Here is a 13099-nt window from a genome sequence, read left to right as displayed (position 1 = left end):
GGCCCCTGGCTCTGCGCGGGATCGTCATAACGAGAAGGATGGATGGCATGAAAACGACTGGTTCGGCTGTTTGGGAAGGCGGCATCAAGGACGGCAAAGGCGCGATCTCAACCAAAAGCGGTGCCCTCACCGCCTATCCTTACGGCTTCGCAAGCCGCTTCGAAGGCAAGCCCGGCACCAATCCGGAAGAGCTGATCGGGGCGGCCCATTCCGGCTGCTTCACCATGGCGCTGTCGCTTATTCTGGGCGACGCGCAGCTGAAGGCGACCCATATGGAAACCACAGCCGAGGTCACGCTCGACAAGGACGGCGACGGATTTTCCATCACCGCCGTGCATCTGACCCTGCGTGCGACGGTTCCCGGTGCGACAGCGGAGAAGTTCACGGAACTGACCAATATGGCAAAGGCCGGCTGCCCGGTTTCGAAACTGCTGAAGGCTGAGATTACGCTGGACGCCCAGCTGGTCGACTGAGTTTTCAAGATAAAACGAGACGGGGACGAACCGGCCCCGTCTCGTTTTATGCTTGGCGCGAAAGACTAGAGCGTTTCCTGTTCGCTTACGCTCACAGATGCCGCTTTAGATTATTGTTTTTGCGAGCATCTTCACCCGGCCAGATGAGTCCATCTGACCGGGATCTGCTCTAGAGTCTGTCAGGTTTTAATAGATAATTTGTCATCCGCGCACTTGTTGCGCGGACTGCGCGCCCCGGACCTACCCGCCGCGGCGCCCAGCCGGCCGATTGCTTGCTTCGTCGGGTAGATGCGCGGGTCGGGGTGCGGCCGGCCAGGCCCGCGCACGACAGATTTTTTGGCGTTTCCAACTAAACCTGACGGACTCTAATTGCCAGCGGCGGTGCCGCTGGTCTTGCCCATGCCGGTACCCGTGCCGGGCTGAGCACCCGGCGGATTGGCCGTCTGTGCCGACATGGAATCGGGGCTCACTTTCCGGACATTGTCGTTCTGCCCCGAGGGCGGCGTCATGGTGCTGGACGGCCCGCTCATCATCATCGTCCCGCTTGGCTTCGCCGACTGGCTACCGGCGGGAACGCCAACAGTTGCCGGCGCATTGGACCCTGGCGTGGCACTTTGTGCCAATGCGCCGGTGGCGGCTAGCGGCGACAGCAGAAGCGCCGAGGAAAGAGCGATATAAGCGATATTGCGCATGGTTTATCCCAATCTGGATTTGCCCGGCCGCGTCGGTGCGGTTGGGCTCTATCAAGACTTGGGACAAGCCCAGGCGATTACTGCTCAATTATCGTTGACGTCAAAACAGGACGCCTCAACTTCCCTTGACCATCTAACGTGATCCAAGGGCAATTCTGCTTTGCAATTTCATTGAACGGGCAGGTTGACGAAGCTCAGGCAGACCGGTGTGCCGATCGCATATTGTGCCGATCTCAGCGAGAGGTCGCCGGTTTCGATGTCTATGTCATAGACCGCAAGATTATCGCTGTTCTGGGTGGCGACGATCAGGAAACGGCCTGTGGGGTCGATCGCGAAATCGCGCGGCGCTTCGCCGCAAGCGCTGACCCAGCCGAGCACGCTCAACCGGCCGAGCCCGTCGCGCAGATCAATGCAGCAGATCGAATCATGGCCGCGATTGGAGGCGAAGGCGAACCGGCCGCTGGGGTGAATATGGAGTGCAGCCGCGCTACTGTCGCCGTCCCAATCCGTGGGCAGGATCGAGAGACCGCCCATCGGCTCGATCCGGTCGCCGGCCATGCGGTAGGAGGCGACGGTATTCGACAGTTCATGGATGACGAGAAACCCCGCACCATCGGGCGTGAAGGCGAGATGGCGCGGAAAGCTGCCGGGATCGGCCGCGATGGACAGATTGGCGGTCTTTTCGATCCCGTCATCCGTCAGCCGATAGCGCATGAGACGATCGAGCCCGGCATCGCAGACGATGACATGCTGTCCGTCCGGCGTCGGCAAGGCCTGATGCAGATGCGGCCCCTCCTGCCGCTCAGGGTTCACGCTGCCACCCTCATGCTGGATCAGCGTGACATCCGATGTCGGCAGACGGTCAGCATCCAGCCGAATAGTGGCAAACCGGCCCGTGAAGTAATTGGAGACGAAAAGCCGCCGCTCCGCTTCGTCCAGACTGACATGGCAAGGCCAGCTGCCATAGCTCGGCGCCGAGGCGAGCCTGGTCAGGCTGCGCTTTTCGATGTCGAGGGCGAAACAGTCGATCGCGGAATCATCCTCCTCAGCGACTTCCCGCACGCTGTAGAGCCGCTGGCCGTCTTTTGAAATGGTCAGCCAGGTGGGGTTGTCGACGCCGCGGAAAACCGGACCATCGCTGATGCTGCCTGTCCGGCTGTCGAAGCCGAGCAGATGGATGCCCAGCCCTTTGCCCACCACATGCGGCAAGGTGGAGGTATAGGTCCCGACCACCAGAAGCATGTCGGCGTCATCCTGGCTCATCATTTTCTCCCAGCAACAGTTTTGCGTCTTGGACGGGGACAGGCTTCTAGCTTTTCTCAAGCTCGGCGTAGAGATCATCCTTTGGGTCGAAGCCGAGCCAGCGCTCCGCTTCCTCTACGCTCCAACCCTTGTTCTGGTTGCGCGAATTGCCGTTCACAAGAATGGCGGGACCCGGCCAGGCGGCAGGATCCGCCGTCAGGCTTTTTTCGATGAGCTGCGTGAAATCCCGGTTGGATAGCCACATGGCGCGGAACCAGCGCAGCGCGGTGGTGCTCGCCGCATCCATCTCTCCCTCGGCCGCCACACCGCCGGGCGTGCCGGAGAAGTTGACGTCCCGCGCCTTGTTGTCACCACGCAGCACCCAGCCGATCCGGATGGTGACGGTGGTGAGCCGGCCAGCGGAGTCCGCGGCCAGGAGCGCCATACAGCGCTCCCCCATCAATTTGGAGGCCGCATAGCCGGTGGAATCGACCATCTCATGCCCATTGCTCCAATGCGTGCCCGGTGCGGGCGGCAAGGTGGTGGTGAGCAGGCCGGGACCAATCCGGTCAGCAAGCGGAGGGTCCTTATATCCGCCCATGACATGGTTGGAGGATAGAAAAACCATCCGTTTTACGCCGTGGCGCAGCGCTGCGAGGCCCAGCGCCTGGATCATGTCGAAGGAGATGGCGGCTTCTTCCCAGGTCGCTTCCGGCACGGGATTGGCGGCGGCGCAATGCAGCAGACCCTCGACCCCCGCCATGGCATCATCCCAGGCCGGGTCGAACCGGCTGAGATCAGCGCGGATCAAGGTCAGTTTCGCCTGGGCGGCGGGGGAGAATTGCGGCGCCTCGTCACCGAAGACGGTGCCGATAATGCGCTTGCACCAGGGCGCAGCGCCCAGAGCTTCGACGGCCTTGCCACCCAGATTGCCGCCGGCCCCTGTCACCATGACCGAGCCTGGCTTGGCGAATTGGCTTTGACCGTTCATGCGCATTCCTCCGCCTCCGATCCGGCTGGCGCCGTTGGAGGGTCCTCGACTGTTTCCCGTCGGACTGGTCTGCGGGTCTTCTGCCCGACTTCGGTCCAAGCCCGTATTGAGTTTAGGGGCAGACCCCCACTTGGCAAGGGGTAAGGCTGCCACCCGCTCAAGGAAACGTAAGATGCCATATCAACTAAATAGGGGAGGTCGGCGCTTCTCGCGATGCCGTGCGGCGTGACGCGACGCAATTGCCTTGCTAGGATGGGCGATCATTCTTTGCTTGAGACCCTCATGACCCCAATCAAGCGGCCAAGCTCGCTGGCAGATGTCGTGCTCGATCATCTGCGCTATGACATCGTCTCCGGTCAGTTTCGTCTGGGTGAGCTGCTGTCTGAGCGGGTCCTGGCGGAGCGCTTTGGCGTTTCCAAATCGCCGGTCCGGGAAGCTTTGGCGCAGCTACGCCTGGAAGGCCTGGTACGGATCGTGCCGCAGCGCGGCGCCTTCGTATTCACCTTGTCCTCAGCGGGCGTTCGGCAGCTTTGCGAATTCCGGCGCACTTTGGAGAGTACGTCCTTCTGCCTCGCTTTCGCGCGCGACCCTGTTCTGCTGGCCAGCACTTTGCGGGACTGCGTGGCGGAGATGGAACAGGCGCGCGCTGCGGGCGAGGAACGCCGTTACCTCGATCTCGATTCCGCCTATCACAAGGCGATCTTTGATCTCTGTGGCAATAGCTATATCGCCGAGGCCTATGCGCTGAATGCGGGCAAGATTGCGGCCCTTCGCACGCATCTGTCCGCGAAGCCGTGCCATACCGACAAGTCCTTTGCCGAGCACGGGCAGATGGCGGCCGCCGTCGCGGCGGGGGACCTTGCTGCGGCGCTCGCGATTTTGGATCTGCATATCGGGCGCAGCGAAACGACCTATGAAGCCGGTGTCGCCGATATTGGGCGGGCCGATGGAGTGAGGCCGGTGAGGGCTGGGCCGGTGGCCGCCTTGCCCAAGCCTGCGCGACGTCGGCGGCCAGAGAGCGTCATCTAGCTTGATCAGCGAGCTTGGTCAGCCGGGCGGCATGGCCGCCAAAGCAAGGGCAATCCTCGCCACGCAGTCTTTGAGCGCTTCCAGAATCGTATGGTCCTGTCCGGCCTCGAAGCGATAACGCGGCATGCTGACGCTGATACAGCCCGCCGCCTTTCCATCGGCGCCGGTAATCGCCGCGCCGAAGCAGCATATATCCAGCTCATTCTCCTGAAGGTCGAGCGCATAGCCGCGCGATCTTGTCGCCGAAATCTCGGCGCCGATATCCGGCCAGGCGGTTTTTGTATGCGGGGTATAGGCAAGAGGCTGTGGGCCTTGCAGCAGCTTTTCCAACGCCGCCACCGGCAGGCTTGCCAGAAACGCCTTGCCGACGGAACTGGAATGCAGCGAAACGCGCGTGCCGATGCGGGAGGCCATGCGCACGACGTGCCGGCTTTCGAGCTTGTCGATATAGACCATCTCCGCGCCGCTCGGCACCGCGAGATGAACCGTCTCATCCGTGCTGTCGCGCAACGCGACCAGGAAGGGTTGCGCGATACGGCGCAGGTCCGATCCGTCCCAGGCCAGGAAGGCGAGGCTGATGAGCCGCGGGCCAAGGGTGAAGGCGCCGGACGCATTGTCCGCGACGATCATGCCCTCGGCCGCCAGAACCGCGAGGAGCCGATGAACGGTCGGGCGGGGAAAGCCGGTCAGCCGGCAAAGATCTCCGAGTTTTGCCGGACCTTTGGCGTCGGCCACCGCTTGCAGCAGCCGCATCGTTTTGGCGATGACGGCTGTGCCGGGCACGTCCGGGGATAGTTTTGCGGGGTCAGGGATGGCGGTCATGGCTTTGCCGCTAAGCGACGAGATAGCCGCCGTCAACGGGCAGGATGACACCGGTGATGAAGGCGGCCGCCGGGCTGCACAGGAAGGTGACGGCCTCTGCCACATCCTGCGGTCTTCCCCAGCGGCCGAGCGGCGTGCGATCCAGAATGGGTTTCGCGCGTGCCGGGTCATCCTGCAGCGCCTGGGTCAAGGGTGTTGCGATCCAGCCCGGTGCGACGGCATTGACGCGAATGCCTTCCGGCGCATAGGCGATGGCGAGCGACTTGGTCAGCTGCGCGACGCCGCCCTTGCTGGCGGCATAGCCCGGCACCAGGCCGCCGCCGAAGAAGCTGAGCATGGAAGCCGTGTTGACGATACACCCTTGCCGCTGGCCGAGTTTGGGCCGCGCGGCAGCGCAAAGCCGCATGGTGCCGAACAGATTGACGTTCAGAACCTGTTCGAAGACTTCCGGCCGATGCTCATCGCCGCGTTTGATGATGCCAGCGCAATTGATGAGGATGTCGATATCCGGTACTTTATCGACAAAAGCCTCGACAGCGGCGGCATCCGTCACATCCAGCGCATAGGCCGTGACATGCGGCGCGATATCGGCCTGCATCTCACCCAATCCAGCCGCGTAGACTGTCGCGCCGAGAGAAGCGAGATGGCCGGCGATGCCGGCACCGATGCCCGAGGTGGCACCCGTGACGATGGCGGTCTTGCCCTTGAGCAGGTCAGGAAGAAAAGTCATCGCAGCCCCGTCCTTGTTCAATGCGCTCAAGCCAAGGTCAGCGAATGAACTGATCGACGTAATCGGCGCCGAGGCCGACCTTGTCGAAATGCGCGCGGCACATGTCTATCTTGGTGAAGACGTCTTCATAGCCGACATTCTTGCCCCAGGGATCGACGTAATACATGCAGCCATTGACCTGGAAATAGGTGATCATCTCGGTGACGCCTTCATCGACGACCAGCGTATGCGTCTCGCCCGGCGGCTCGAAGGCGTAGGAGCCTTCGCTCGCGATCCAATCATGTTCCAGATAGCGCCAGCTGCCCTTGAGCACGAAGGCATGGACCGGGCCGGGGTGGCGATGGCGGCTCAAGACGCCGGATTTGCGCACGCGCAGCAGGTTCATCCAATAGCCGGCCGAGCGGTTGAGGCAGAGCGGGCGGAACCAGACGTTTTCGGCCTGCGGCACCCAAAGCCGCTCATCGGTCGGGATGGCGGGGGCGACGACAAGATCCGGAATCATCTCCATGGGCTGCGGCTTTTGATAGGGCATGCGCCGCAAGGTCTCGGCGTCGAGCGTTTCCGCGCGGGGGTCGGTCGCAGCGTCCATGACGGGGTCTCCCAGGTCGTCTCGTAAATCGATTGTCCATATTATGGACTTTTTGTCCGCATTATGGATTGTCGATGGACGACCCTTTTTTGTCAATCTGACAGGACGCAAGCCCTTGGGAGGATCTGGCGGTCAAGGTCGGTGGCGGCCTAGCCTGGATGGTTCAGCGGTCCAGAGATGGCGTCTGCTCGTCCCGACCCGTGGTGAAGCCCATTTCTGCGCGAAGGGTCTTTATCTCGTCTTCGTTTTGCATGCCGGATCGAAATGACATGTCCCTTAACAGGTCATGGCAAAGTGTCTGGTTATACCGGATGATGTCGGGATCGTTGAAACTTGCTGTGGGGGCATGCGTCATCCTCGTCTTCAAGAGATAGTACAGGGTCCGAAGTTCCCCCTCGACATAATCATGACGTCCGCCATATCCGAGCCGGATAAGGCGGATCGTGTGCTCCACATGTTCGAAACCGAAGCCTTTGAACCTTGTGTCCAGAAGACCGCCGAACAGGATCGCTTCGCGCGAGAAGGCGCTGCACTGGCCGGAGACATCAAGGCTGAGGATAGGGTCTTCTGCGCTGCCCGATCCGCTGATGAAACTATGCTCGAACCAATGGCCGGCAAGGTTCACATGGCCGTATCGACGCGCGCCGTCGATCCAAAGCTTTTCCCAGCCATCGTCCTGCGGTCCGGTATTGTCTTCGAGAATGATGATGTGATCGCATTTCTTGACATGGGCCAGCCAGAAAAGCGCACGGTTCTTGTTCCAGGCCATGCCGCGAGTTTCACCGGTGACGAAGGGAATCCGGTGGTGCTGCAAAGCGTCGCGGGTGTCGTCCATTGATCCATCATCTGCGACGATGAGATGCGCCAGGGTCCCGGTATGCTGCGCGATGGCCTTCAGCGTATCGAACAGAACCGCCTGGCGATTATAGGTGACGACACCAATACCAATTGTCTGAGACATGGCGAAAAGATTCCGGGGCGCTTGTACAAGGCCGCAGCAGGCCAGGGAGAGTCGAGTGGAAATCAGTAACCGTCATCTCGTCAATTGGTCTTAACGAGTTTGGCATAATATGCGGCCGGACCGTGAATACAATCGTTCCGCAAGGACCAAGGTCAGACCTCGCCTGAGACAGTGGCAGGCTTTTCAATTTCGTCCAGCCTTCCGTCCCGGATCAATAGAAAGCGATTGGCGACCTGCGCGATGAAGTGCCGATCGTGAGAGACCATGAGGCAGGCGGCCTCGGCCTTGGTCAGCTCCGCTTCCAGCGCCTCCTGACCTGCGATGTCGAGATGATTGGTCGGTTCGTCGAGCAGGAAAAGGTTCGGCTGTTCCAGGCGCAGGATGAGCATGGCAAGCCGGGCGCGCTGTCCGCCCGATAGTTGAGCCAAGGTCTGTCCCTGCTTGTCCAAGGGAAAGCCGGCCCCGGCGAGCAGCGCGCGGATGGGTTGATCGCCCATCAGGAAACGGTCGCGGATGGCATGATGCAGCACCTCATCCGCGCGGAGATGACTGAGCGTCTGGTCGCAGATGCCGGGAATGACAGAGGCGGCACAGGTGATGCCCGGCACGGCCTCTCCCCTGATCGCCGCCGTTATCCGCGTCAGGAGGCAGGATTTGCCGGCGCCGTTCGGCCCCAGCAGCACGATGCGGTCACCGGGCGCGATCCATAACTTCCCTGTCCGGAACAGGCGCCGTCCGTCCGGCGCGCTGATGACGGCATTGTCGAAAGCGAGCAGGAATTTCACCCGTGCTTCGCTGTCGCTGAGGCGGATCAGCCCGGATCGCGCTGCCTGATGCGCAGGACGCGCGGCCGCTTCGATCCGCTCCGCACGGTCCTTCAATTGTTTTGTTTTGACCGTCAGCAGGTCGGAGCCGGAATTGATGCCGATATTGCGCAGCTTGGCGGCCTGTCGGCGGAGTTGCGCCGCCTGCCGGAGATCCGTCTCGAAACGCCGGGCTGTCGCCTCGTCCCTATTGTCCAAACTGGCGCGCGCGGCGGTATAGTTTTGCGCGAAATCCAGGGACGCATCGGCGCGCAAGAAGAGCGTACGGTTGCTGACGCTATCCAGAAAAGCGCGGTCATGGCTGGCGATGATCAGGGCCTTGTCTTTCGGCAGGCGCAGGATCCAAGCCTGCAACTGGCTGATCCGCTCGAAATCGAGATGATTGGTCGGCTCATCCAGCAATAGGATGTCGGGGTCACCCACCCAGGTGCGGGCGAGCAAAACCATGCGCTGCCAGCCCCCGCTGAGCTGACCCAAAGGCAGCTGCCAGAAGGCGGGCGGCACGCCGATATCCTCCAACGCCACCGCAGCGCGCCAGGAGTCCCATTCCCGCGTTTCCGCCGGCAGGTTTCCGATCACGACATCTTCGACGCTTCGCGCCAGCCAATCGCTGTCGGGCGTCTGCGGCATGAGGGCGAGGCCCAGACTGCGCGCGTAATGGCAGGTGCCGCTGGAAGGCTGCCGCTTGTCGGCCAGCAATTGCAGAAGCGTCGATTTGCCCTGGCCGTTGCCGGCGACAAGGCCCAGGCGGTCGCCTTTGTGCAGCGTCAGGCTGAGATTGGAGAAGATCGGCAAGCCGAGCGTGATGCCGATGGCATCGAGGGTGATCAGGGACATTCTATCGTCTTTCTCGGTCCCCGGCGGATGCGCGATCCGCGCGAAGGGACGAAGGCTCAAGGGAATGAGCTGACAGACGATGAGGACGCGGAAGTATAGGCCTACTTCGGAGCGGCTCGCCTGATCAGCCCTGCAAACGCATCTGCAGGGCGAAAACGGGACCGCGCTTATGGTAATGATAGAACTGCATCACGCGACCCTCCCTTTGGCTGGAATTCATAACGTCGTTTTTATAGCGGACGGATCGCAGCGGGCGCAAGATTAACTGCCCGCGAGCATATCCTCCCGCGCGCGGGTTGCCAGCACATCGGCGCGTTCGTTCATGACATCCCCGGCGTGGCCGCGCACCCAACGCCAGTCGATCTCATGCCGCTTGGCGGCATCCAGAATGCGGCGCCAGAGGTCCATATTGGCGACCGGGTCGCCCGCCGCGTTGCGCCAGTTCTTGCGCACCCAGCCGGCATGCCAGCGGGTGATGCCATTGCGCAGATATTCGCTGTCGGTGTTGAGGACGATCGTGCAGGGCCGGGTCAAAGCTTCCAGCGCTTCGGCCGCCGCCGTCAATTCCATCCGGTTATTGGTGGTGGTGCGGTCCCCGCCCGATAATTCTTTCTCGGCCCCGCCGAAGCGCAGGATGGCGGCCCAGCCGCCCGGGCCGGGATTGGGCTTGCAGCCGCCATCGGTCCAGATCTCGACGACCTGGCGCGGCTTCGGGGCTTCCGTCTCCGTCTCGTCCGACCCCCTGTTATCCGACATAGGCGGAGATCCCTTTGGCATGGCTATGGAAGCGCAGCTTGCGCAGATATTCGACCGGGTCCTTCGGTGTCACCAGGGCGCCTTCCGGGACATGGAGCCAGTCATACAGGCGGGTGAGCAGGAAGCGCAGCGCCGAGCCCTGCGCCAGAACCGGCAGGGCCTCGATCTCAGCCTCCGTGAGTGGGCGAACCGCTTGATAGGCGGCGATCAGCGCCCTGCCCTTCGTCACGTTGAAGGCGCCGTCGATCTCGAAACACCAGGCGTTGAGGCAGATGGCGAGGTCATAGGCGAGGATATCGGTCGCGGCGAAATAGAAATCGATGAGGCCCGAAATCTGCCCGTCGAGAAAAAAGACGTTGTCGGGGAACAGATCGGCATGGATCTGCCCGCGCGGCAGGTCGCGCGGCCAGGCCGCGAGCAGATGGTCCAAGGTCGCCGTCAGTTCCGCGCCGAGACCGGGTGTGACGTCATCGGCGCGGCTGAGGCTACGCTCCAGCAGCGGGCGCCAACCGGCGGGGCCGAGCGCATTGATCCGCTCGGGCGCGTAGCTGGCGCCGGCGGCATGGAGTTGGGCGAGCGCCTGGCCGAGCGGCGCGCAATGCGCCTGCTGGACGCGGCGCGGCCAGACGCCGGGCAGGAAGGTGGTGACGGCAGCGTGGCGGTCAGCGAGCAGCCGCAGGGCCGAGCCGTCCCGCGCCACTACGGGAAGCGGGCAATTCACGCCCTGGGTCGACAGATGCTGCATCAGGCCGAGGAACCAGGGCAGATCGTCCGGGTTCACGCGCTTCTCATAAAGGGTCAGGATGAAGTCGCCGGTCGTGGTGCGCAGCATGTAATTGCTGTTCTCCACGCCTTCGGCGATGCCGCGAAAGGCCACGACCTCCCCGATATCATAGGCGGCGAGGAAGGCGCGCAGCGCGTCATCGGTGACTTCGGTATAGACGGCCATGCACACTCACCCAGGAAAGACGCCTTTTCCTAGGGATCTCCGCCGTCCAAGGCCAGAGGCAAACGTTCCGGAATGCTCAGACGGCATTGGGGCGCCGGCCAAACGGGCGCTTTGCCTGCGGAGGCGGTAGACCCGCGGCATGAAGCCGCGGGCGACGCGTTTAGTTTAGGCTAGGTTTTTAGATCAGGCAGCCTTGTTCTGGCGCGGACGACGGCCGGAGCCGGACCGCTTGCCACGGCGCTTCGGACGATCCTGTGCCGCACCCGGATTGGCCGGGTTGTGGCCGGGATTGTAAGCGCGGGGCGCACGCGGCGCGCGCGGCACCTCGACCTCGATCACATCCGGCACGCCGGACTGGTCGTTCGCCGCCATGGGCGCTGCGACCTTCATGATGACGCCGGTCAGGCGCTGAATGTCCTTCAGGAAACCGCGCTCGCTGGGATCGCAGAAGGCGAAGGCAATGCCCGAGGCGCCGGCACGCGCGGTGCGGCCGATGCGGTGGACATAGCTTTCCGGCTCGTTCGGCAGTTCGAAGTTCACGACATGGGTGATGCCGGTGACATGGATGCCGCGGGCGGCCAGATCGGTCGCGACCAGCACGCGGGACTCGCCGCCCTTGAAGCGGTCCAGAATGCGCGTGCGGGCGTTCTGGCTTTTGTTGCCGTGGATGGCATCGGCGTTGATGCCGGAGGCCGCGAGGTGCTCGGCGACCTTATCCGCACCGCGCTTGGTGCGCGTGAAGACGATGACGCGGGCGAGCTCGGGGTCACGCAGCAGCGTCACCAGCAGGCGCTTCTTGGCCGGGGCATCGGTGAAATAGACATGCTGATCGATCTTGTCGGGCGTCGCCGTCTCGGCCTTTACCTGGACCGTCACCGGATCGCGCAGCAGGCTGCTTGCCAGCTGGCCGATTTCCTTCGGCATGGTGGCGGAGAAGAGCATGGACTGGCGCTTCTGCGGCAGGCGCGACAGGATCGTGCGGATGTCCTTGATGAAGCCGAGGTCGAGCATCTGATCGCCTTCGTCGAGGACGAAATGGCTGACCTGTTCGAGCAGCAGTTCCTGCGTGTTCATCAGGTCGAGCAGGCGGCCCGGCGTGCCGATGACGATATCGGTGCCCCGGCGCATGCGCTCCACCTGCGGCGAACGGCCGACGCCGCCGAGAATGACCACGGTGCGGATGCCGGTGCCGTGGGAGAACTTCTTGATGCTCTCATTGATCTGCAACGCCAGTTCACGCGTCGGCGCCAGGATCAGCGCGCGGGTGCAGAAGGGGCGGACGCGGCGCGGATCGGCCAGCAGATGCTGGATGACGGGGAGCGCGAAGGCGCCCGTCTTGCCGGTGCCGGTCTGGGCGAGGCCGAGCAGATCGCGGCCGGCCAGCAGCTGGGGAATGGCGCGGGCCTGAATAGGCGTCGGCGCCGAGAAATTCTGGCTCGCGAGCGCGGCCAGGATCTGTTCGTTAAGGCCGAGGCCCACGAAAGTGTCGTTCGTCGTCTTAGGAGTGTCGGTCACAATAGTCTCCACGCCGCCCTGGAGGTCTTGTCCAGGCGGTTCGTGTTCAAGCTCCCCGCGCGACGCGGAGTGGAACAGGTTTGAAGAGGATTGCTCAGAAAAGGATGACCCGGATGCGCCCAGTGTAAGAGGGCTGCAGAAACAGCTGGATCACCGTTCGCGCATCTCACGAACAATCATGGCTGGCTGCTACCGCAGCGCAGCACAAATATCAACGACAAACTGCCGTAGCAGGGAAGGGATGCCGTCAGAGCTTAGCTTCTCATCGGCTATGCGCGGCCGATTAGACGATGCCGGCAACGCCGATGAGGAGAAGAATAAGGCCGAGCAGAGAGCCAAGCCAGATGAGCGAGCGGATCATCGGCACGCCGGTGACATAAAGCGGCCAGTAGATGACGCGGCTCCAGAAATACAGATTGGCGCCGATGACGGTTAGCGCCGAATGGCGATGCAGAACCGCACCGGCCAGCACCAGGGCCGCAAAAAAGGGAAATGTTTCCCTGAAATTGTTGAAAGCGCGGATGACGCGCCCGCCGATGCCCTGGATGGGTTTCTGGTCGTCGCGCGCACTGCCGCCGAATGCGACACCGCGCGTCAGCGTCACGGCAAAGCCGGTTGCCAGACATTGCAACAGGCCGATGACGACGGACCAAAGCAGCAGGGACATCTCAATCGTCATGCCTGGATTC

General features: G+C 62.7%; 14 protein-coding genes. 2 read left to right on the top strand and 12 right to left on the bottom strand.

What is annotated here, in order from left to right; translation table 11 throughout:
- Positions 1-47: 47 nt before the first annotated feature.
- Positions 48-473, top strand: a complete 426-nt coding sequence (locus ACELLULO517_RS11775) for an OsmC family protein (protein WP_406566259.1) — start codon at positions 48-50, stop codon at positions 471-473.
- 365 nt (positions 474-838) lie between these two features.
- Here the strand turns inward: ACELLULO517_RS11775 and ACELLULO517_RS11770 are convergent, their stop codons facing one another.
- The 3 genes from ACELLULO517_RS11770 to ACELLULO517_RS11760 all read right to left on the bottom strand — a co-directional run bounded on the left by ACELLULO517_RS11770 (position 839) and on the right by ACELLULO517_RS11760 (position 3398).
- Positions 839-1165, bottom strand: coding sequence for a hypothetical protein (locus tag ACELLULO517_RS11770; RefSeq protein ID WP_227307556.1), 327 nt, complete (start codon positions 1163-1165; stop codon positions 839-841).
- Between the two features lie 168 nt (positions 1166-1333).
- Positions 1334-2428 carry a lactonase family protein gene (locus tag ACELLULO517_RS11765; protein ID WP_227307555.1) on the bottom strand — a complete coding sequence of 365 codons (1095 nt, stop codon included), beginning with the start codon at positions 2426-2428 and terminating at the stop codon, positions 1334-1336.
- A gap of 46 nt (positions 2429-2474) precedes the next feature.
- A complete protein-coding gene (locus ACELLULO517_RS11760; protein ID WP_227307554.1) occupies positions 2475-3398 on the bottom strand; it encodes an NAD-dependent epimerase/dehydratase family protein in 924 nt (307 codons plus the stop codon).
- 282 nt (positions 3399-3680) lie between these two features.
- Here ACELLULO517_RS11760 and ACELLULO517_RS11755 point away from each other — a divergent pair, with 282 nt between their 5' ends.
- Positions 3681-4427 carry a GntR family transcriptional regulator gene (locus tag ACELLULO517_RS11755; protein WP_227307553.1) on the top strand — a complete coding sequence of 249 codons (747 nt, stop codon included), beginning with the start codon at positions 3681-3683 and terminating at the stop codon, positions 4425-4427.
- A gap of 18 nt (positions 4428-4445) precedes the next feature.
- On the opposite strand, the gene ACELLULO517_RS11750 is transcribed toward ACELLULO517_RS11755, so the two are convergent.
- The 9 genes from ACELLULO517_RS11750 to ACELLULO517_RS11710 all read right to left on the bottom strand — a co-directional run bounded on the left by ACELLULO517_RS11750 (position 4446) and on the right by ACELLULO517_RS11710 (position 13089).
- Positions 4446-5249, bottom strand: coding sequence for an IclR family transcriptional regulator (locus ACELLULO517_RS11750; RefSeq protein WP_227307552.1), 804 nt, complete (start codon positions 5247-5249; stop codon positions 4446-4448).
- Positions 5250-5259: 10 nt separating this feature from the next.
- Positions 5260-5979, bottom strand: a complete 720-nt coding sequence (locus ACELLULO517_RS11745; protein WP_227307551.1) for an SDR family NAD(P)-dependent oxidoreductase — start codon at positions 5977-5979, stop codon at positions 5260-5262.
- A 37-nt stretch (positions 5980-6016) separates the two neighbouring features.
- Positions 6017-6568, bottom strand: coding sequence for a 2,4'-dihydroxyacetophenone dioxygenase family protein (locus ACELLULO517_RS11740; RefSeq protein ID WP_227307550.1), 552 nt, complete (start codon positions 6566-6568; stop codon positions 6017-6019).
- 163 nt (positions 6569-6731) lie between these two features.
- Positions 6732-7529 carry a glycosyltransferase family 2 protein gene (locus ACELLULO517_RS11735; protein ID WP_227307549.1) on the bottom strand — a complete coding sequence of 266 codons (798 nt, stop codon included), beginning with the start codon at positions 7527-7529 and terminating at the stop codon, positions 6732-6734.
- A 152-nt stretch (positions 7530-7681) separates the two neighbouring features.
- Positions 7682-9190, bottom strand: coding sequence for an ABC-F family ATP-binding cassette domain-containing protein (locus tag ACELLULO517_RS11730; RefSeq protein WP_227307548.1), 1509 nt, complete (start codon positions 9188-9190; stop codon positions 7682-7684).
- 261 nt (positions 9191-9451) lie between these two features.
- Positions 9452-9946, bottom strand: coding sequence for a ribonuclease HI (gene rnhA, locus ACELLULO517_RS11725; RefSeq protein WP_227307547.1), 495 nt, complete (start codon positions 9944-9946; stop codon positions 9452-9454).
- The gene (locus ACELLULO517_RS11720) at positions 9936-10895 is read right to left on the bottom strand and encodes a homoserine kinase (RefSeq protein ID WP_227307546.1); all 960 of its coding nucleotides are present in this window, start codon (positions 10893-10895) and stop codon (positions 9936-9938) included. Before ACELLULO517_RS11720 ends, rnhA begins: the two co-directional genes overlap by 11 nt.
- 183 nt (positions 10896-11078) lie before the next feature.
- The gene (locus tag ACELLULO517_RS11715) at positions 11079-12410 is read right to left on the bottom strand and encodes a DEAD/DEAH box helicase (RefSeq protein WP_227307545.1); all 1332 of its coding nucleotides are present in this window, start codon (positions 12408-12410) and stop codon (positions 11079-11081) included.
- Between the two features lie 283 nt (positions 12411-12693).
- Positions 12694-13089 carry an MAPEG family protein gene (locus ACELLULO517_RS11710; protein ID WP_227307544.1) on the bottom strand — a complete coding sequence of 132 codons (396 nt, stop codon included), beginning with the start codon at positions 13087-13089 and terminating at the stop codon, positions 12694-12696.
- Positions 13090-13099: the final 10 nt, after the last annotated feature.

The organism is Acidisoma cellulosilyticum (assembly GCF_020621385.1).
In the GTDB taxonomy this organism is placed as follows: Bacteria; Pseudomonadota; Alphaproteobacteria; order Acetobacterales; family Acetobacteraceae; genus Acidisoma; species Acidisoma cellulosilyticum.
Note: the sequence above shows the minus strand (reverse complement) of the source record. Positions and strands in the feature narration are given on the sequence as shown.